The organism is Mycobacterium sp., assembly GCF_035274705.1.
Classification (GTDB): Bacteria; Actinomycetota; Actinomycetes; order Mycobacteriales; family Mycobacteriaceae; genus Mycobacterium.
In genome coordinates this window covers 22,551-42,265 of the sequence record NZ_DATENY010000017.1, presented here as the reverse complement: position 1 = coordinate 42,265, position 19,715 = coordinate 22,551, and the positions used below count along the sequence as shown (strand labels likewise).

The 19,715-nt window shown below is 64.7% G+C and carries 20 protein-coding genes; 5 read left to right on the top strand and 15 right to left on the bottom strand.

Annotated elements, in window-relative coordinates; all coding sequences use genetic code 11:
* The first annotated feature begins 55 nt into the window (after positions 1 to 55).
* A complete protein-coding gene (locus VJV41_RS04430; protein WP_325331497.1) occupies positions 56 to 1,435 on the top strand; it encodes a rhodanese-like domain-containing protein in 1,380 nt (459 codons plus the stop codon).
* A 15-nt stretch (positions 1,436 to 1,450) separates the two neighbouring features.
* Entirely contained in the window at positions 1,451 to 2,650 is a 1,200-nt protein-coding gene (locus tag VJV41_RS04425; protein WP_325331495.1) for an FAD/NAD(P)-binding oxidoreductase, read from the top strand.
* Between the two features lie 4 nt (positions 2,651 to 2,654).
* Here VJV41_RS04425 and VJV41_RS04420 read toward each other — a convergent pair whose 3' ends face one another.
* The 6 genes from VJV41_RS04420 to VJV41_RS04400 all read right to left on the bottom strand — a co-directional run bounded on the left by VJV41_RS04420 (position 2,655) and on the right by VJV41_RS04400 (position 6,990).
* Entirely contained in the window at positions 2,655 to 3,710 is a 1,056-nt protein-coding gene (locus tag VJV41_RS04420) for a sulfate/molybdate ABC transporter ATP-binding protein (protein ID WP_325331493.1), read from the bottom strand.
* Positions 3,711 to 3,718: 8 nt separating this feature from the next.
* The gene (gene cysW / locus VJV41_RS04415) at positions 3,719 to 4,537 is read right to left on the bottom strand and encodes a sulfate ABC transporter permease subunit CysW (protein ID WP_325331491.1); all 819 of its coding nucleotides are present in this window, start codon (positions 4,535 to 4,537) and stop codon (positions 3,719 to 3,721) included.
* On the bottom strand, positions 4,534 to 5,424 hold the full coding sequence (gene cysT / locus VJV41_RS04410; protein ID WP_325331489.1) for a sulfate ABC transporter permease subunit CysT: 891 nt from the start codon (positions 5,422 to 5,424) through the stop codon (positions 4,534 to 4,536). Before cysT ends, cysW begins: the two co-directional genes overlap by 4 nt.
* The gene (locus VJV41_RS04405; protein WP_325331487.1) at positions 5,421 to 6,449 is read right to left on the bottom strand and encodes a sulfate ABC transporter substrate-binding protein; all 1,029 of its coding nucleotides are present in this window, start codon (positions 6,447 to 6,449) and stop codon (positions 5,421 to 5,423) included. Before VJV41_RS04405 ends, cysT begins: the two co-directional genes overlap by 4 nt.
* 118 nt (positions 6,450 to 6,567) lie before the next feature.
* Entirely contained in the window at positions 6,568 to 6,660 is a 93-nt protein-coding gene (locus VJV41_RS28940; RefSeq protein WP_414684878.1) for an Ms4533A family Cys-rich leader peptide, read from the bottom strand.
* A gap of 135 nt (positions 6,661 to 6,795) precedes the next feature.
* The gene (locus VJV41_RS04400; protein WP_325331485.1) at positions 6,796 to 6,990 is read right to left on the bottom strand and encodes a hypothetical protein; all 195 of its coding nucleotides are present in this window, start codon (positions 6,988 to 6,990) and stop codon (positions 6,796 to 6,798) included.
* A 107-nt stretch (positions 6,991 to 7,097) separates the two neighbouring features.
* Here VJV41_RS04400 and VJV41_RS04395 point away from each other — a divergent pair, with 107 nt between their 5' ends.
* From VJV41_RS04395 to VJV41_RS04385, 3 genes are all read left to right on the top strand, one after another.
* A complete protein-coding gene (locus VJV41_RS04395) occupies positions 7,098 to 8,261 on the top strand; it encodes an FAD-dependent oxidoreductase (protein WP_414684879.1) in 1,164 nt (387 codons plus the stop codon).
* Between the two features lie 56 nt (positions 8,262 to 8,317).
* A complete protein-coding gene (locus VJV41_RS04390) occupies positions 8,318 to 10,333 on the top strand; it encodes a glycoside hydrolase family 15 protein (RefSeq protein WP_325331481.1) in 2,016 nt (671 codons plus the stop codon).
* A gap of 94 nt (positions 10,334 to 10,427) precedes the next feature.
* Entirely contained in the window at positions 10,428 to 10,697 is a 270-nt protein-coding gene (locus VJV41_RS04385; protein WP_325331479.1) for an ANTAR domain-containing protein, read from the top strand.
* An 18-nt stretch (positions 10,698 to 10,715) separates the two neighbouring features.
* Here VJV41_RS04385 and VJV41_RS04380 read toward each other — a convergent pair whose 3' ends face one another.
* The 9 genes from VJV41_RS04380 to VJV41_RS04340 form a co-directional block, all read right to left on the bottom strand.
* Positions 10,716 to 11,048: a ferredoxin family protein gene (locus VJV41_RS04380; protein WP_325331477.1), complete on the bottom strand. Its 333-nt coding sequence runs from the start codon at positions 11,046 to 11,048 to the stop codon at positions 10,716 to 10,718.
* Complete coding sequence (locus VJV41_RS04375) at positions 11,045 to 12,631, bottom strand: FAD-binding protein (RefSeq protein ID WP_325331475.1); 1,587 nt, start codon at positions 12,629 to 12,631, stop codon at positions 11,045 to 11,047. Before VJV41_RS04375 ends, VJV41_RS04380 begins: the two co-directional genes overlap by 4 nt.
* Positions 12,632 to 12,647: 16 nt before the next feature.
* On the bottom strand, positions 12,648 to 13,451 hold the full coding sequence (locus VJV41_RS04370) for an ABC transporter permease (protein WP_325331473.1): 804 nt from the start codon (positions 13,449 to 13,451) through the stop codon (positions 12,648 to 12,650).
* Positions 13,448 to 14,191, bottom strand: coding sequence for an ABC transporter ATP-binding protein (locus VJV41_RS04365; RefSeq protein ID WP_325331471.1), 744 nt, complete (start codon positions 14,189 to 14,191; stop codon positions 13,448 to 13,450). The genes VJV41_RS04370 and VJV41_RS04365 overlap by 4 nt, the downstream gene beginning before the upstream one ends.
* Positions 14,184 to 15,518 carry an LLM class flavin-dependent oxidoreductase gene (locus VJV41_RS04360; RefSeq protein ID WP_325331469.1) on the bottom strand — a complete coding sequence of 445 codons (1,335 nt, stop codon included), beginning with the start codon at positions 15,516 to 15,518 and terminating at the stop codon, positions 14,184 to 14,186. The genes VJV41_RS04365 and VJV41_RS04360 overlap by 8 nt, the downstream gene beginning before the upstream one ends.
* Complete coding sequence (locus VJV41_RS04355; protein ID WP_325331467.1) at positions 15,518 to 16,564, bottom strand: ABC transporter substrate-binding protein; 1,047 nt, start codon at positions 16,562 to 16,564, stop codon at positions 15,518 to 15,520. Before VJV41_RS04355 ends, VJV41_RS04360 begins: the two co-directional genes overlap by 1 nt.
* Before the next feature lie 36 nt (positions 16,565 to 16,600).
* Complete coding sequence (locus VJV41_RS04350) at positions 16,601 to 17,332, bottom strand: ABC transporter ATP-binding protein (protein WP_325331465.1); 732 nt, start codon at positions 17,330 to 17,332, stop codon at positions 16,601 to 16,603.
* A complete protein-coding gene (locus tag VJV41_RS04345; RefSeq protein ID WP_325331463.1) occupies positions 17,329 to 18,225 on the bottom strand; it encodes an ABC transporter permease in 897 nt (298 codons plus the stop codon). Before VJV41_RS04345 ends, VJV41_RS04350 begins: the two co-directional genes overlap by 4 nt.
* A 170-nt stretch (positions 18,226 to 18,395) precedes the next feature.
* Positions 18,396 to 19,709: an aryl-sulfate sulfotransferase gene (locus VJV41_RS04340; protein ID WP_325331461.1), complete on the bottom strand. Its 1,314-nt coding sequence runs from the start codon at positions 19,707 to 19,709 to the stop codon at positions 18,396 to 18,398.
* Positions 19,710 to 19,715 lie beyond the last annotated feature (6 nt).

Genomic DNA, 19,715 nt, shown 5'->3' with positions numbered 1-19,715 from the left:
GGGTGTATACCGACAATGAAGAACCGCGATAACGGAAGCGAAAGGACCGAGGACCATGAAGTTCATCCAGTATTACCTGGAGTGCTTATCTCATGCGTCGTACCTGATCGGCGATGAGACAACCGGACGAGCCGTCATCATCGACCCGCAGCGCGACGTGTCCGAGTACCTATCCGACGCGAACGACCTCGGCTTCACGATCGACCTCGTCATCGAGACCCACTTCCACGCCGACTTCCTCTCCGGCCACCTCGAACTTGCGAAGGCGACCGGGGCGAAGATCGTCTACTCGTCGGTCGCCGAGCCCGAGTTCGACTTCATGGCTGTCGATGACGGCGATCGCTATTCATTCGGGGATGTGACGCTGGAGTTCCGCCACACGCCCGGCCATACGCCGGAGTCGCTTTCCATCGTTGTCTACGAACACGCGCACGACGAGATCCCGTACGGCGTCCTCACCGGTGACACTCTGTTCATCGGCGACGTCGGCCGTCCCGACCTGCTGGCGTCGATCGGCTTTTCCCGTGACGAGCTCGCCGACAAGCTCTACGACTCACTGCACGACAAGCTGATGACGCTGCCCGACGCGACTCGGGTGTATCCCGCTCACGGCGCGGGCTCGGCGTGTGGCAAGAATCTGTCGACGGATCTGTCGTCGACGATCGGGGACCAGAAGGCGTCGAACTACGCACTGCGCGCACCGGACAAGCCGACGTTCATGAAGCTCGTCACGGAGGGACAGCCGCCGGCGCCTGGCTATTTCGTGTACGACGCGATTCTCAACCGCAAGGCACACGGGCTGTTGGACGAGCGCAAGCGGCCGACGCCGATGACGTACGAGCAGGTCCTCAGCGCACTCGACGCCGGGGCCGTGCTCGTCGACGGACGCAGCCCTGAGGAGTTCGCTCAGGGGCACCTCGGGCGCGCAATCAACATCGGACTCGACGGCCGCTACGCCGAGTTCGCCGGCTCGATCATCTCGCCCGATGTCGACATCGTGCTTTTCACCGAACCCGGTCAGGAGCGCGAAGGCAAGAATCGGCTCGGCCGTATCGGATTCGACCGAGTGATCGGCTTCGTCGCGTCGCCATTCAAGACGCTGTTGGAGCACCGGGACGAAGTCCAGGTCGCATCGCGGTTGACCGCCAAGGCATTTGGCGAGCGAGTCTCGCAGGTGCCCGATCTGCAGATCGTCGATGTCCGCAATCCGGGCGAGGTCGCGGCCGGCGCGATCCCGGGAGCGATCAACATCCCGGTGGCCCAGCTGACCGGCCGGCTCGACGAACTCGACCCGTCCCTGCCCACCGTCGTGTACTGCGCCGGCGGATACCGGTCGTCGGTGGCCGCAAGCCTGCTGAGGCAGCGCGGTTTCGTCGACGTGAGCGACATCCTCGGCGGCTATGAAGCCGTCAGTCTTGCCGTCCAAAACGCCTGAAAGACAAGGAAGATCATGATCACCGCCAAACACCAAATCGTCATCGTCGGCGGCGGCACCGCCGGCATCACCGTTGCCGCTCGGCTGATGCGCAAGGGCTACCGCGACGTCGCGGTCATCGAGCCGTCGGATACGCACTACTACCAAGCATTGTGGACCCTCGTCGGCGGCGGACAGGCCCAAGCGTCGACCACCGAACGCCCCGAGGCCTCGGTGATGCCCACGGAGGCAACTTGGATCAAGAACGCCGCCTCGTCCATCGATCCGGACAACAACACCGTCACGTGTGGCGACGGGGCGACCTACGAGTACGACGTGCTCGTGGTCTGCCCAGGCATTCAACTCGACTGGTGCCGCACCGAAGGACTGGAAGACACACTCGGTCACAACGGCGTGTCGTCCAATTACCGGTTCGACCTCGCGCCGCGCACATGGGAGTTCATCCGCAACACGCGGTCGGGCACCGCGGTGTTCACGATGCCGTCCGGGCCGATCAAGTGCGCCGGAGCGCCGCAGAAGATCGCGTATCTCGCCTGCGACCACTGGCGAAAGGAAGGCGTACTCTCCGACATCGATGTCCACCTCGTGGTGCCGACACCGCGGATCTTCGGCATCCCGGAGATCGCCGACAACCTCGACGAGGTCGTCGCCGACTACGGCATCAACCTGCACACCAATTCCGAGGTGACATCGGTTGATGCGGAGGCGCACAAGGTTGCGGTCGCCAGCGTCGGCGAGGGCGGGACGGACACCACGCTCCCCTATGACGTGCTACATGTCGCACCTCGTCAGTCGGCGCCGGACTGGATCAAGGCCAGCCCGCTGTCAACCGGCGATGCCAACGGGTACGTCGATATCGACAAACACACGATGCAGCAGGTGCGGTATCCCAATGTGTTCAGTCTGGGTGACGCTGGCTCGTCGCCGAATTCGAAGACAGGCGCGGCGATTCGCAAACAAGCTCCCGTCGTCGTCGACAACATCGACTCGTTCCTGAAGGGGAGGCCGCTGCGCGCCGAGTATGACGGGTACGCATCATGCCCGATCGTGACGTCGTCGCACGCGATGCTGCTGGCAGAGTTCGACTACTCACTGCAAATCACGCCGTCATTCCCCGGACTCGATCCGACGAAGCCGCACCGGGCCTATTGGTACCTGAAGAAGTACGGATTGCCATTCATGTATTGGAACCTGATGCTCAAGGGGCTTGCCTAACCGCTCAGGCTTTCGTCAGCTCGTCCTCATCCGCATTGTCGGCCCGCGGGATCTCCGTACCGCCCGGCAACGGCGGAACGCGGGTGGCGCGCACGTACACCGTGTCGCCTTCCTTGAGCCCTAGCGCCTCGGCGTCACCGCGGGTGATCTGCGCGGTGAACGGAGTGTGGTCAGCCGCGCTGGTGAGTTCGACGCGAACCTCGAAGCCCAGCACGACAATTCGATCGATCGTCGCCCGCACGACACCGGTCGCCTGCACCGAATCATCGCTGGACGCGATCGCCATCTCGGGGTTGCGGCCGACGCGGATGTCGTGAGGTCGAACCAGCGTGCCGTTCAGTGACGACACCGCACCGAGGAACGACATGACAAACGCGTTGGCCGGCGCGTCGTAGACGTCCGTCGGCGAGCCGACCTGCTCGATGCGACCCTTGTTGAGCACTGCGATGCGGTCGGCAACGTCGAGAGCTTCCGCCTGATCATGGGTCACCAGCACGGTGGTGACGTGCACCTCGTCATGCAGCCGGCGCAACCACGCACGCAGATCCTCGCGGACCTTGGCATCGAGCGCACCGAACGGCTCGTCGAGCAGCAGGACCTGCGGATCAACCGCGAGCGCGCGGGCCAGGGCCATGCGCTGGCGCTGGCCACCCGAGAGCTGGTTGGGATAGCGGGTCTGAAATCCCGCAAGGCCCACTACTTCCAGAAGGTTGTCGACCTTCTCCTTGATCTCGGCCTTCGGCCGCTTGCGGATCTTGAGGCCGAAGGCGACGTTGTCGCGAACAGTCAGGTGCTTGAACGCTGCGTAGTGCTGGAAGACGAACCCGATACCGCGGCGTTGCGGCGGTATCTGAGTCACGTCACGCCCGTTGATCGTGATGGTGCCGGTATCGGGCAGATCCAGGCCCGCGATGGCACGCAACAGGGTCGACTTACCCGATCCGCTGGGACCTAATAGCGCGGTCAGCGAGCCAGACGGCACCTCGAAATCGACGTTGTCCAACGCCGCGAAGTCGCCATAGCGTTTGTTCGCGCCCCGCACGATGATTGCGTCGGTCATCTCTCCCCTTATGCCTGTTTGCCCGCCCGCGCGCGCCGCGCGTCGAGGACCACCTGAACGATCAGAACGATCACCGCGACCGTCATCAACAATGTGGAGACGGCGTATGCACCATATTCCGAGCCGCGGCTGTACCGGTCGGATACCAATAGTGTGAGGGTTTGCGACGCCCCAGGCAGGTTCGACGACACCATGATGACCGCGCCGTACTCGCCTAGGGTGCGCGCGATCGTCAACACGATGCCGTAGGTCAGGCCCCACCGGATCGACGGGAGCGTGACACGCCAAAATGTCTGCCACCATTGCGATCCCAGGGTGGCGGCCGCTTCCTCCTGGTCGGTGCCGATCTCATGCAACACCGGCTCGACTTCCCGGATGACGAACGGCACCGTGACAAAGATGCTGGCCAATACGATGCCCGGAAACCCGAAGATGATCTTGAAGCCGAGGTTGTTCTCGACGAAACCGAACAGCCCCGCCGAACCCCACAGCAGGATCAGCGCGACACCGACGACGACGGGTGAGACAGCGAACGGCAGGTCGATCACGGCCTGCAGCGCACTCTTGCCACGAAATCTGTTGCGCGCCAGGACCAATGCTGTCGGTATGCCGAAGAGCACGTTCAGCGGTACGACGATCGCCACGACCAGGAGCGAAAGTTGTAGCGCGGAGACCGCAGCCGGGGTGGTGATGGATTCGAAGAAGGCCCCGATACCCGGCTGGAACGTGCGCCACAAAATCAACGCGACAGGGACGATGACGAGGATCGCGACGTAGGCCAGAGCAAGGTAGCGGAGCAGATGCCGCACGACGGGTGACAGAATCAAGGCGCCAGCTCCTCACGCTTGGCTGCCCGTGATCCGATGGCACGCAGGATGAACAACACCACGAACGAGATCACAAGCAGCACAATTGAAATTGCAGCCGCGCCGGTGCGGTCGTCGTTTTCGATGAGTGTACGGATCCACTGCGACGACACTTCGGTCTCACCCGGGACCGCACCCCCGATCAGCACCACCGAGCCGAATTCGCCGATCGCGCGCGAGAAGGCAAGACCCGCACCAGAAAGCAGCGACGGCAACAACGCCGGCAGGACAACCCGAGTGAAGATCGTCCAATTGTTGGCACCCAAGGAGGCTGCTGCCTCCTCCGTCTCGTGGTCGAGTTCCAACAGCACCGGCTGCACCGAGCGCACGACGAACGGCAGTGTGACGAACAACAGCGCGACGCCCACGCCCCATTTGGTGTGCTGCAGATGAAGGTCAATCGGGCTGTTCGGCCCATATAGGGCCAACATCACCAGGCTCGCCACGATGGTCGGCAGCGCGAACGGCAGGTCGATCACCGAGTCGACGAGGCGCTTGCCGGGGAAATCGTCGCGCGTCAGGACCCAGGCGACCAGCAACCCGAAGAACAGGTTCACCAGGGTCACCCCGGCCGAGATGGTCAGCGTCACCCGGAACGACTCCACCGCTGCGTTCGACGTCACCGCCAGCCAGAACGCATGCCAACCGCCACCGGCGGCCTGCCACACAATTGCGGCCAGCGGCAGCAGCACGATGACCGAGAGCCATATCGATGCCGCGCCGACCCGCAGCGACGTCGTGCCAAACCTGCCGCCGAGAAGGCCGGACGCCCGGCCGCCCCCACCGTCACCGGTGAGTTCGGGCCGGGTCGCTGGACCTTCGCCGGGGATCCCGACAGTAGCGGTCATCCAGTCGCCTGTTTGTAGATCTTCGTGATGCTTCCGTTTTCCTTGTCGAACAACGCGGGATCGACCGCGCTCCATCCGCCGAGGTCAGCGATGGTCCACAGCTTCTGCGGCGTCGGGAAATCGTTCGCGAAATCCAGAGCGACAGACGGATCGACGGGCCGGAAGCCGGCCTGGGCCCAGATCTTCTGGCCCTCCTTGGTGAACAGGTAGTTCTTCAGCGCGGTGGCCTTGTCCAGGTGAGCGCTGGAGGTGACGACCGCGACCGGGTTCTCGATCTTGAAGGTCTGCGGCGGGTTGAGGTGCTCGACGGGCTTGCCCTGCCGCTCGACGTTGATCGCCTCGTTCTCGTAGCTGATCAGCACGTCACCGGTGCCCTGCAGGAACACGTCGGTGGCCTCCCGGCCGGAACCGGGCCGGGTCTTGACGTGCTCGGTCACCAGCTTGGTGATGTAGTCCAATCCGGCCTGCTGGTCCTGGCCGCCATTGCTCTTCGCGGCGTAGGGAGCCAGCAGGTTCCACTTGGCGGAGCCTGAGCTCAGCGGGCTCGGGGTGACGACCTCGATCCCGGGCTTCAGCAAGTCGTCCCAGTCTTTGATGTTCTTCGGGTTGCCCTTGCGGACCACCAGCGAAACGACCGACCCGAACGGGATGCCCTTGGTGGCGTCGGCGTTCCAGTCCTTGGCCACCTTGTTCGCCTTGACCAGGCGGCTGACATCCGGCTCGACGGAGAAGTTGACGATGTCGGCCGGCTTGCCGTCGACGACAGCGCGCGACTGGTCGCCGGAGGCGCCGTACGACGTGGTCACGGCCACGCCCTTGCCTTCCGGCGTGGCCGCGAACGCCGGGATGATCTTGCTCCAGCCTGGTTCGGGCACCGCGTACGCGACCAGCGTGAGGGTGGTCTCGGCGGCCGGCTGCTGGCTGCCGCCTGCCACGTCGCTGGAACCGCCGCCGCACGCAGCGAGCAGCGTCGCTGCGGCAGTCAGCGCGGCGCCGTAACGCCAGGACTTTCGGATGTTGAGCATTGATGACCTTTCATTGCGGGGAACCAACGGGCAGTCCCGTCACAACGGCAAGGCGAGGAATCAGTATCTGAGCAATGACGCAGCCGCTACCGACACCAAACCGCGGACGGGTGTGGAGTCAGCGACAACAACAGATATCAGCGACAGCACTGAATCCCACGGCAATGAGGGCCACGATGTGACCCCTCTTGTTGCCGGACGCTGTCTGCATGGCGCGAAGAATAACAGAGTCGGTGACCGTTGCCAGTTGGGACTTAGCCGACTTAACGACTCAGCAGCCACATGACGAGCACCAACACCACGAGGAGGACGAGGACCAGCGTCACCCGCGAGCGGGGCATCCCGCTCACTTCGCATCCTCGTCGTCGTGCCGCGCACGGCGCAGCAGGCGAATCCCGTTGCCCAGAGCGCCGTCGAACAACACGGCGATCCCGTATGCAAGGGCCAGCACCACCGGCATCACCACCGCGGTCTGGGCGACGAACGGCAAGCCGGAAAGCCACAGCTCGACGCCGTCCCACCAATTGAGGAAGCCGCCCACATGGCCACACTATTCGATGCAAGGATGACTGGGTGCCGGCCGCTGAAGACAGAGACAGCACTGCGAAGACTTCCTGTTTAGTCGCCGGCGGCGGCCCCGCCGGAATCATGCTGGGACTGCTGCTCGCCCGCGGCGGCATCAACGTCACGGTCATGGAAAAGCATGCCGACTTCCTGCGCGACTTCCGAGGCGACACTGTCCACGCCAGCACGCTGCGACTGCTCGACGAACTGGGCCTGGCCGACGAGTTCGCCCGGATGCCGCACCGCGACATCGACACGATCGGGATGAAGATCCAGGGCGCCCAGGTCGACGTCGACCTGCACCGAATCCCCGGTCCGCACAAGCACATTGCGCTCGTCCCACAATGGGACTTCCTCGAGCTGTTGGCCGCCGCCGCGGAGAAGGAGCCGACGTTCACACTGCTGCGCCGCACCGAGGTGCTCGCACCGATTCGCCGCGGTGCCAAGGTGATCGGGGTGAGCTACCGCGACGCCGACGGGCAGACCCATGAGATGCATGCCGACTTGACGGTCGCGTGCGACGGCCGCTCGTCGACGCTGCGCAACGCGATGGGGCTGACGCCGAAGAACTTCGGGACGCCGATGGACGTGTGGTGGTTCCGGCTGCCACGCAAGGACGACGACCCTCACGGCCTAGCCGGCGTACTCAGCAGTGGACATGCCTGCATCACCATCGACAGGGGCGACTATTACCAGATCGCGTACATCATCCCCAAGGGCCACGACGCCGAACTGCGCGCACAGGGCATCGAGGGGTTGCACCGCGGCGTGGTGTCGCTGGTGCCCTGGCTGGCCGATCGCGTCACGGCCGTTGCGTCGTGGGATGACGTCAAACTGCTCGACGTGCAGCTGAATCGGCTGCGCCGGTGGTATGCCGACGGCCTGTTGCTGATCGGCGACGCCGCGCACGCGATGTCCCCGGTCGGCGGCGTCGGGATCAACCTCGCCGTCGCCGACGCGGTGGCGGCAGCCGGATTGCTCGCAGGTCCGCTGCGCACGGGCACGCTTTCCACCAGGCATTTAGCACGTGTTCAGGTCCGCCGATGGTTACCCGCCGCCCTGATCCAGTCGGTGCAGCGGGTGGTTCATGCTCGCGTGATCGCGGTCGCGGTGTCGTCGAACAAGGCCACCAAACCGCCGCTGCTCATCCGGATCGCCCCCAAGGTGCCTGCGCTGCGAGCCGCGGTGGGTTACGGCGTTGCCATCGGCCCGCTGCCCGAACACGTGCCGGAGTTTGCCCGCCGGTAGACGACGCGCCGCACCACGAGTAGACGCCGGGCACGTCGGCAGTTGATGATGTCCGCATGGTGCTGCAACAGAGCCAGCCTTCCGACGGGGCGGCGGCTATGCACGGCGGATTGTCGAACGCCCCGTTGACCGTGACGGCGCCAGTGCCGTACACGTCTGCTGGGACGTTGCGGAACCCGTTTCCGCCGATCGCGGACTACGCGTTCCTGTCCGACTGCGAGACCACCTGCCTGATCTCCTCGGCCGGCGCTGTGGAATGGCTGTGCGTCCCTCGGCCCGACTCCCCCAGCGTGTTCGGCGCAATCCTGGACCGCGCGGCGGGCCATTTTCGGTTGGCGCCCTATGGGGTAACGGTCCCGGCCGCGCGTCGCTATTTGCCCGGTAGCTTGATCCTGGAAACGACCTGGCAGACCCACACCGGCTGGGTGATCGTTCGGGACACGCTGGTGATGGGGCCGTGGCACGACATCGAGACGAGATCTCGCACGCATCGCCGCACTCCGATGGACTGGGATGCCGAGCACATCCTGCTGCGCACCGTGCGCTGCGTGAGCGGCACGGTCGAGATGGTGATGAACTGCGAGCCGTCCTTCGACTACCACCGAAACAACGCCACCTGGGAGTACTCCGCACAGGCCTACGGTGAGGCGATCGCGCGGGCTGCCAAGAACCCGGATTCGCATCCGACGCTGCGGCTGACCACGAATCTCCGTATCGGTTTGGAGGGCCGCGAGGCGCGGGCCAGGACGCGAATGAAGGAGGGCGACAACGTCTTCGTCGCGCTGTCCTGGTCCAAGCATCCGTCGCCGCAGACCTACGACGAGGCCGCGGACAAGATGTGGCAGACCAGCGAAATGTGGCGGCAGTGGATCAACATCGGCGACTTCCCCGACCACCCGTGGCGGTCGTATTTGCAACGCAGCGCGCTGACACTGAAAGGCCTGACTTACTCGCCCACTGGCGCCCTGCTTGCGGCGCCGACGACATCGCTGCCGGAAACCCCTCAGGGGGAACGAAATTGGGACTACCGCTACGCATGGGTGCGCGATTCGACGTTCGCGCTGTGGGGCCTCTACACACTGGGGCTGGACCGCGAGGCCGACGACTTCTTCGCATTCATCGCCGATGTATCGGGCGCGAACAACGGTGAGCGCCACCCACTTCAGGTGATGTACGCGGTGGGCGGTGAGCGCAGCCTTGTCGAAGAAGAGCTGCACCACCTGTCCGGTTACGACCACGCCCGGCCGGTGCGCATCGGCAACGGCGCGTACAACCAGATGCAGCACGACATCTGGGGCACGATGCTGGATTCGGTGTACTTGCACGCCAAGTCGCGTGAGCAGATCTCCGACACCTTGTGGCCGGTGCTCAAGCAACAGGTCGAAGAGGCGATCAAGCACTGGCGCGAACCCGACCGCGGCATCTGGGAGGTGCGCGGCGAGCCGCAACACTTCACGTCGTCGAAGATCATGTGCTGGGTGGCGCTGGATCGCGGCTCCAAGCTGGCCGAGCTACAGGGCGAGAAGTCCTACGCGCAGCAGTGGCGTGCGATCGCCGAGGAGATCAAGGCCGACGTGCTCGCCAATGGCGTCGACTCCCGCGGAGTGCTCACCCAGCGCTACGGCGACGACGCGCTGGACGCCTCGCTGCTGCTGGCCATCCTGACCCGGTTCCTGCCCGCCGACGACCCGCGGGTGCGGGCGACTGTGCTGGCCATCGCCGACGAGCTGACCGAGGAAGGACTGGTGTTGCGCTACCGCGTCGAGGAGACCGACGACGGCCTTTCCGGTGAGGAAGGCACGTTCACGATCTGCTCGTTCTGGCTGGTGTCGGCGCTGGTCGAGATCGGCGAAATCCACCGGGCCAAGCATCTGTGCGAGCGGCTGTTGTCGTTCGCGAGCCCGCTGCATCTGTACGCCGAGGAGATCGAGCCGCGCACCGGGCGGCATCTGGGCAACTTCCCGCAGGCGTTCACCCACCTGGCGTTGATCAACGCCGTCGTGCACGTGATCCGGGCCGAGGAGGAGGCCGACTCCTCCGGCGTTTTCCTGCCGGCTAACGCCCCGATGTAGGGACGGTAGCGCCGGGATGTCAAGTCGGTAGCGCTTCAGGATCATCGTGCACTGATGTCTTGTCCTGACTTTTTCCGTCCCGCACCATCCATGCATGAGTTATCGCGTGGGGGATGAATCGTCGCGACGGGTGATCGACATGGCCATCGGCATTCTGGTCGGATTGCGTGGCTGCACGGATCATGAGGCGTTCGAAGAATTGGTCCGTGTCGTGCATCAGACCGGCGTCGGCATCGGACGACTGGCCGGCGGTTTAGTTGCGGTGGCCAGCGGCTCGGCGTCGGCGGAGCACGCCGAGGCGTTCACCGCCTGGGGCGAGCTGATTCCGCGTCAGCGGGTTGCTCTGGCAACGCGCTCTAACTAACTGTTCGTGCGCCTGCGCTCAACCCGGAAATGACGGGCCAACCGCAGATCGGGCGCCCAGAGCACGTCCGTTGCCCCACCCCAGTTCACGGCGGTAGCCGCCGAGCAGGCCGGAAGCGGCCAGCTGCACCGTGTCGCGGAACGCGGAGTCCACGGGCGCCGGAGTCGCAAGTGGGACTACGAACAGCGCATCGGTCGGGCAGTACGCCTCACACTGGAAGCAGGTCTGGCAGCTGTCGTGCCGGGCGATGACCGGGATCCCGTCGGCGCCGAGGTCGAACACACGCGTGGGGCACACGTCAACGCAGCGATCACACCGTATGCATCGGTCTCGGTCGACGAGCTCGATCATGCCGCCAGCCCCACCCATGACGACTCCGGACGGCTCCAGATCTCATCGAGGCCGCCGGTGAGCAGCCGGTAGCGCTGCGAAGTGTCCAGCGCCGGAAAGTCCAACCGTTTGTGCATGCCCCGCGTCTCGGTGCGCTGCAGCGCGGCGTGATACATCCAGCGGCTGTGAGCGACCATCGCCGCCGCCTCGCGTGCGCGGAACGAATCCTCGCCGCTTCCAACCAATCCCGCACGGACCGCCGACCACGTATGGTGCAGGGACTGCAGGGCTGGCCGCAGCCGATCGCCGTGCCGCAAGTAGTTCAGGTCGAGTGGCAATACCTGCCGCTGGACCGCGGCAACCACCGCACGGTAGTCCAGGCTGACCTTGCTTGTCGGCCGAATGCCGGCTTCACCCACCGGTCGAAGCGCAGCGGCCAGATGTCCCCGACGAGTCGCGAACGCCGCGGCCGCCTGTCCGGCCCAACTACCCGAGGAGGCCGCCCACGCCGCATTGTGGCTGCCCCCGCCCGTGAAGCCGCCGCAGATGAGTTCGCGCGTCGCGGTGTCGCCTGCCGCGTAAAGGCCGGGGACGTCGGTGGAGCAGTCATAGTCGGCCACCCGAACGCCGCCGGTGCCCCGCACGGTGCCCTCGGCCAGCAACGTGATTTCGAAGAAGTCGGTAAAGGGATTGATACCAAGCCGGTCGAATACCAGGAAGAAGTTCGGCTGTCCCTTGCGCATGGCGTGCTGCTCGGCTTCGGTGGCGCGATCGATCCGGGCGAAAACCGCCTCCGAGAGAAGAGTTTTGGCGATAACGGATCTACCTCTCGCGCTGCCCGCGCCTTCGAGCACCGTCTTGTCGGCGCGGTAAAAGGTGGCCCAGGAGTAGTAGGCGGTCTTCGTCAGCGAGGTGCCCTTCGGCGCGATCGCATAGGCGTTGGAGAACTCCATACCCGAGAGCACCGCTCCAGCCTCGACCGCCATCAGCGCGCCGTCACCGGTATTGACATCGCAACCCAGTGTCTTCGACTGGAAGGCACAACCGCCCGCAGCGAGCACCACGGCGGCGGCTTCAATGCGCACCGTTCGGCCCGAGGGGCGATCCAGCGCCACGGCGCCAGACACCACGCCATCGTCATCGACCAGAAGCTCCAAGGCCGGTGTGTGGTCGAGGATTCGGACTCCAAGGCGCTGAACGCGGGTGCGTTGCCGGCGCATGTACTCGGGCCCTTGGAGGTCATCGCGGATGGGGCGGCCGTCGAGGCCGACCGGGAACGGGTAGCGCTGGACCTCGGCGAGTTCGTCCATGCGGGCATGGGTTTCGTCGAGGACCCGTGCCATCCAATTCCGGTCGGCGAGGTGGCCGCCGAGGGCTTCGCGGCTGGCCATCGCGGCCTCCCGAAGCTCGGGCACGTCGTCGACATACCAGATTCCAGTGCCGACCGACGCCGTCGCGCCGCTCGCGCCGGTGTAACCCTTGTCCGCCAGAACGACGTCCGCGCCCGCTTGGGCCGCCTTGATTGCCGCCCACGTCCCGGCCGGGCCGCCGCCGATAACCAATACATCCGTCGACAGTGTTTCTACCGCAACGTTGTTCGTCAAGACGGTCCTTTCCTCCTCAGGGCTTGAGTTGGTTCGTGCCGAAGATCACCGCTGACCACACCGACAGGGCCGCCGCCACCACCCATACGACGGCCAGCGCCGCCGTGGCGCTCACATCGGCGTGCCCGAGTAACCCGACCCGCTCCACCTGAACCAGCCAGAACACCGGGTTGATCCGGCTGAGCACGTTCCAGATCGGTGGCAATTGCTGGACGGAGTAGAAGATGCCGCCGAGGAATCCCAACGGCAGCAGGATGATCGACTCCAGCGAGTACACGTGGTCCAGGGATTTGGCCAGGCTGCCCGCGATAACGCCGACCTGTCCCGCTACCAGCAACACTCCGAGAGTCCCGAACACGAACACGCCCGGCCGCGCGATACCGCCAATGTGAGTGAGCGGCAGCGCGATCGCCAAGACACCGGCTCCGACGATGATTCCGCGGATGACCCCGCCGACGACCAGGGCCGCATTGATCTCCCACCATCGCAATGGGCTGGCGAACACATCATGGATATAGTGATCGTTGCGGGCCTCGAACAAACTCGTTGTCCCGTTGAAGTACCCGACATTGATGATCGCCTGCGCGAGCAGTCCCCCAACGATGAACTGGCCGTAGGGAACTCCATCGACCGCCGCGACGTGGTGGCCCAACGCTGAGCCGAACACGACGACGAACAGCACGGCGGCCAGTATGGGCGCGAAGATCGTGTACTGCCAGATGTTGAGGAAGCGCCGCACCTCACGCTCAGCAAGCCAGAGGAACGGTGAACGTTCCGCCTGGAACGGCACGTTGACGGCCGCCGCGGCGGTGGCAGTCACGGGGCCGCCTCGACGATGACCCGGTCGTACACCTCGGAGAGGTCACGTGCCTCGTAGCGGTCACGCAGGGACTTCGCCGACCCGCGATCAACGATCCGGCCGGCCCGGATCAGCGCGATCTCGTCACAGAGCGTCTCCGCTTCCTGCAGGTAGTGCGTGGTCAGCAGAATCGTCGTTCCCGCGGCGTTGAGTCCCTTGAGCAATCTCCAGATTTCCGAGCGTAATTCAACGTCGACACCCGCAGTCGGTTCGTCGAGGATGAGCAGTCGCGGCTGATGAGTTAGCGCACGCGCGAGAACCAGGCGGCGCTGCATGCCTCCCGATAGCTCGTACGCCCTGCTAGTGGCCTTGTGCTCTAGTCCGAAAAGCGCCAACAGTTCATCGACGCGGCGCACGGCCGTCTTCCGCCCGATGCCGTGATAGCCGGCGTGGTAGATCAGGAGCTGCCGGATCGACAGAAACCGGTCGACGTTGATCTCCTGCTCCGCCAGGCCGATCAGACGCCGAGCCTCCCTGGTGCGGTGATCGTGGCCGAACACCGTCAGCTCTCCCGCTGTTGGCCGCACAATGTTGCAAACCGAACCGATCAGGGTGGTCTTGCCTGCGCCGTTCGGACCGAGAAGACCGAAGAATGATCCGCCGGGGAGCTCCAAGTCGAGGTTCGACACCGCGGTGAGCCCGCCGCGGTAGACCTTGCGTAATCCCTTGATCGACAGGGCCGCAGGGCCCGAATCAGGCATCGTCGTGGAACTGGTTCGCGGGAACCGGCAGACCGTAGTGCTCACGCAAGGTGGTGCCGGCGTAGTCCTCGCGGAACAACCCCTTGCTTCGCAGAATCGGCAGCACGTGTTCGATGAACGTCTCCAGCGTCGACGGGAGGGCGGGGGCCATGATGTTGAACCCATCGGCGGCACCGCCCTCAAACCACGCGATGATGGTGTCGGCGGCTTGCTCCGGAGTGCCGACGAAGGTGAAGTGTCCGCGGCCGCCGCCTAATCGCGACAGGACCTGGCGCACGGTCAGATTCTCGCGCACTGCGAGCTCGATGATCAGATCCGATCGGCTTTGCGACCCTTGCAGTTTCGGTCGGGCGAGGATGAAGTCGGGCAACGGTTCGTCGAGCTCGAACACCGATGGGTCGGTCTCGAAGTTCCACGCCAACTGGTGCAAACCATATTCCGGGATCCGGAGGTCGTCGAACCGCTGGGCCAGCTCCTGCGCCTCGCGCTCTGTCGAGCCGATAAACGGCACAATGCCCGGCAGTACGAGCACACCGTCAGGGTCGCGGCCAGCGGCCGTGGCACGTGCCTTGATGTCGCCGTAGAAATCGGCGGCGCGCTCATATGTCTGGTGCGCGGTGAAGATGGCCTCTGCGTGACGGGCGGCGAAATTCTTGCCGTCCTCCGACGATCCGGCCTGCACCAAGAGCGGGTATCCCTGCGGCGGCCGCTCGACGTTCAGAGGTCCCGCGACCTTGAAATAATCTCCGGCGTAAGCAATCTCGTGAAGGCGCATTGGATCGGCGTAGCGGCCGGTCGCCTTGTCGCCAAGGACGGCTTCACTCTCCCAGCTGTCCCACAACGCCTTGGCGACCTCGAGGAACTCGCCGGCGCGTGCGTACCGCGTTGCGTGGTCGGGTCGCTCGTCGAGCCCGAAGTTGGCGGCTTCGTCGGCGCCTGCCGACGTGACGATGTTCCATCCGGCCCGACCACCAGTGACATGGTCGACAGAGGCCAGCCGTCGCGCCAGGTTGTACGGCTCGTTGTAGCTCGACGAGACCGTGGCGATCAACCCGATGGTGCTGGTGTGCTGCGAGAGGGCGGTTAGCAGCGTCAGCGGTTCCAGTTGGCCCGGCGGCCGGAACTCGCCGGTGCCGGTCAGCGCCGGACCGTCGGCCAGGAACAGCGAGTCGAACTTCGCGTTCTCCGCCAGCTGGGCCAGGTGGATCCAGTGCTGCAGATTGAAGTCGGCGTGCGGATTGCTCTCCGGCAGCCGCCAAGCCGCCTCGTGGTGGCCCGCCTCCATGAGGAAGGCGTTGAGGTGTAGTTCGCGACGCCTTGCGCTCATCAGGTCAGCTTCGAGCTGTCGAAACCGTCGGGCAGGATGTTGTCGGCGATGGTGTTGACGTCGACCTGCTTCGTGATCTCGCCGGCCTCGAAGAAGGCATCACTTAGCGCCTGCTCGGCCTTGAGGTCTTCGGGGAGGAACTGCGTGATCTTGAACGGGTAGGCGTCGACGGTCGCCCTCGCGTCTTCGAGGGAAACGCCCGTCTCCTTCGCGATGGCCTTGGCGTACTGATCGGGATGCAGCTGAGCCCAATTGAATTCCCGGCCGACACGGGTGAGCACATCGGCCAACGCAGCGCGCCGGACCGGGTCGCTGAGCGACTTCTCGCTTGCGACATAGTAGTTGTTGACCTGGTCGATCGGCGGAACGCCCTTGGCGATGATCCGGGCACCGTGGCCGATCGCGAGCGCCGACTGCGGGTTCCAGATCGACCACGCGTCCACCTTGCCGGTGTTGAACGCCGTGCCGCCGGCCGCCGGGCTGAGGTAGACGAGCTCGACGTCCTTGGGGCCAAGGCCCACGCTCTTCAGCGCGAGCAGCGCTAGGCCGTGCGCAGAGCTGCCCTGCGGGACCGCAATCCTCTTGCCCTTGAGGTCGGCGAGTGTCTGGATCGGTGAATCCTTGGGCACGATGATGTTCTCGGGCGCCTTGGTCGCATCTGCGCCGCGCTGGACGGCGACTATCTTGAAGCCGAATTGCTTTGCCGCCCCCGTGATCGGTGGAACGTCACCAACGGACCCGAGGTCGATGTCGCCAGATGCGGCGGCCTGAACCAGCGGCGGACCGTAGTCGAATCTGGCGAACTTGACCTTGTACGGCGCATCATCGAATACACCGGTGATCTTGGCCAGTTCCTCGTTACCGTCGCCGCCGTTGTCGCCGATGGTGAAGGTGTATTGACTCCACTCGGGATGGCCGCCTGCGCCGGGTGAACCACTGCTCAGCGGGGCCTCGGGGGCCTTAGACGAGGAGCCGCAGGCGGCGAGAAGAGTGGTCACGGCGAGCAGCGCTGCGGCGCCTACCAATCGGAAGCGTTTGTGGGACATCGGTTCTCCTGTTCGTAAAGGACGAGTCGAAAGTGGTCAGTGCTGGCTCGCGAGGCCGAGATCCGCTAGCAGCGCCGCGCGGATCTCCTCACGAGCGACGCTCGCTTCCCGGTCGGCCGGCGAAAGTCGCACCCGGTGCGCGTCACCGATGCGGCCAGACCTCATGACGACGATCCGGTCAGCCAGTGCGATGGCCTCGTCGACGTCGTGGGTGACGAGCAACATCGAGGCGTGATGCTTTCTGCGGAGCGCGCGAACCAGATCGTGCATCCGCAGCCGGGTGATCGCGTCGAGCGCTGCGAACGGCTCGTCGAGCAGAACCAGTTCGGGTTCTGAGACCAAGGCACGGGCCAGCGCGACGCGCTGGGCCTCGCCGCCGGAAAGTTGTTTGGGCCAGGCATTCTCGCGGCCGGCCAGGTTGACCTCACTCAACGCCTTGCGGGCCTTCTCGTTGGAGTCGGCACCTCGCAGGCCCAGTGTGACGTTGCGAAGAACGCGCTGCCATGGCAGCAGCCGGTCGCCCTGGAACACAATTGCCCGCTTCGCGGGAACCTCGATTCGGCCGCTATCCGGCTTGTTCAGCCCGGCGAGCAGTCGCAGCAAGGTACTCTTGCCGCAGCCGGAGGGGCCTAGGAGGACGACGAGCTCTTCGTTGCCGATTGTTAAATCAAGATGGTCCAGAACAACCCGATCACCAAACCTACGGACGACCTCTTCGACGAGTACACCGGTCTGCTGACGCGGTGTCGTCGCGGCGGGGCTGGTCATACCGCCTCATAACTAGGGCGCCATCGCAACAACGCACGCTCGAGTGCTCGGACGAATTGATCAGCAACAAGGCCAAGGATCGAATAGATCACCAGGCCCACGAACACCTTGTTGGTCTGCAAATATGTCTGGGCCTGGGTGATCAGGAATCCGAGGCCCTCGTCGGCGTTGACTGTCTCGGCGGCTACCAGTCCCAGGATGCTGTAGGCAAGCGAGAATCGGAGCCCCACAAGGAATCCGGGAAGAGCGCCGGGCAACAGCACTCGGGTGACCACACGCCAAGAACCGGCACCGGTGGTTCGGGCCATCTCGATCAGCCGCTGGTCCACCCCGCGGATTGCCGCGAAGAGGTTCAGGTACATCGGCACGCCCGCGCCGAACGCGATCAGCAGGACTTTCGTCAGCTCGTCGATGCCGAACCACACGACGAACAGCGGCAGCACCGCGAGCAGTGGGACCGTGTTCAGGATCTGCGCGACGCCGTTGAACAGATACTCACCGGTGCGCAGGAACCCGCCGAGCACGCCGGTCACGATGCCGATACTCAACCCCACAGCAAGGCCAATCACCGCGCGCTGCAACGAGATCACCAGATCGGGGCCGAGGACCCCGTCGTTCCACAGCTCGACAGTCGTGTTGGCGATCTCGGTCGGGGCCGGTGCATACGTGGGTGCGAGAACACCGGCCTGGGCGAGGATCTCCCACACGACGAGGATGAGGACCGGAGTCGTGTAGATCCCGAGCGGCCAACGGAGCCGTCGGCGCAACGTTCCGAAGGCGCTCGGGCGCCGCGTGTCGCCCGGCAGAAAGACATCGCGAGGTTGCGACGGTGTGGTCGCGACGGATGAACGATCTATGTTCGGGGGCCTGGTGGCCAGACTTACGTCACTCATACCTTGGTCACCTTTCCGGCCCGACTTTCGTTACCGGGGCTGACTAAGGGCGAAGCCCCGGGTTCGCGTCGAGTTGATGTTGCCGAAACCATGCCGGAAATAGCCCATTAGCGGGAGTTATCAAATCGGCGCGATTCTTTTCGGCTGCGTAAACCGCTAGATGACGGCGCTCAACCGATCCGCCGGTCAATGGGTTTACCCGATCGCGCGGTATCCGCCGGAACCCAATCGAACGGTACGGCCTGCGACCGGTAAATCATCCGCGTCAGCGTTGGCCGATCAACACCGGCGACGGTCGGAACTTTGACTTCCGGTTCACCGGCGACCGCATAGTCCTCGTACGGTGTGAGGTACTCCCACACCACCTCTCCGGACGGTGTGACCTGAAAGATCCGGCCGTGCATGCCCTCGGTGATCAACGTGTTGCCATTCGGTAGTCGCTGCGCGTTACTCACGAACGAGCTGAAGAACGTCCACGGCGGGCGTCCGGAATCCTCTGCCGTGTACTGCCATACGACGTGCTTGGTGGCCGGATCGATCTCCAGCACGCGCGAACCGGCGTAAATGCCAAGGGATGCAGGCGGATAACCCGCACCGCCCTGGTTGTCGAACACGAGCAGGTTGCCTGCACCGGGTAGTCCATCGGCGATGAAGTGGGGGTTGTGCTGGCCCGAGATCTGGTCAAGGGGCCGGGGGACGACATGACTGTTGATCCGCTGATGCTCGGCGCCCGGCTCGGCGTCGAAGTACGGGCCCAGGCGCCACACGATTTTCCCGGATGCCTTCTCGATCAGAGCGACGATGTTGGCCTTGCGGGAGCTGATCAGGATGTTCTCGGGCTGAAATACCGTCTCGGGGTCCTCGCGGTGCCATTTGTTGGGCCCGAGTGTCTTGGCGCTATTGATCTCGAGATAGCCCCAGATGTTGTCGGGCTGGCGCGCGACGCTTCGCCGTAGGTAGTCGAATCCATCTGGACTGAACCCGAATTCGTCGAGATGGTCGCCGGCCTTCCATGCCCAGACGATGCGGCCGTCGGGTGCTACTTCGTAGATTCCTTGGTCCCCGACGATGTGGGGGCCCAGCGCAGGAACTTCACGCGGGATCGCCACCAGAATGAGGCGATTACCGTTCTCGAGCAGTTCCCAGTCGTGATTCTGGCGAGCAGCACCGCCCGGCGCTTCGGTCCCCCACTCCCACACCTTCTCCCCCGCCCACGACAGCTGACCGACGGTGCGGTTACCGTAGATTCCGCCCGGCGAGTTGTCGAGCTGAGTCAGCTGCACACCGATGTCGCCGATCCGCCCGGCGTTGAGCGCGGGGTCGATGATCCGGGCCGGAACGCCGGGATATGGCCACTCGTTGCGAACCACGCCATTCAGGTCGATCAGACGCGTGACACCGTCGGCGCCTGTATAGAGCACGTAGCTGCCGTAGGCACGGCTCGGATCGTGGTAGGTCACGCCGCTGAACTGAACAAACGCCATAACGAG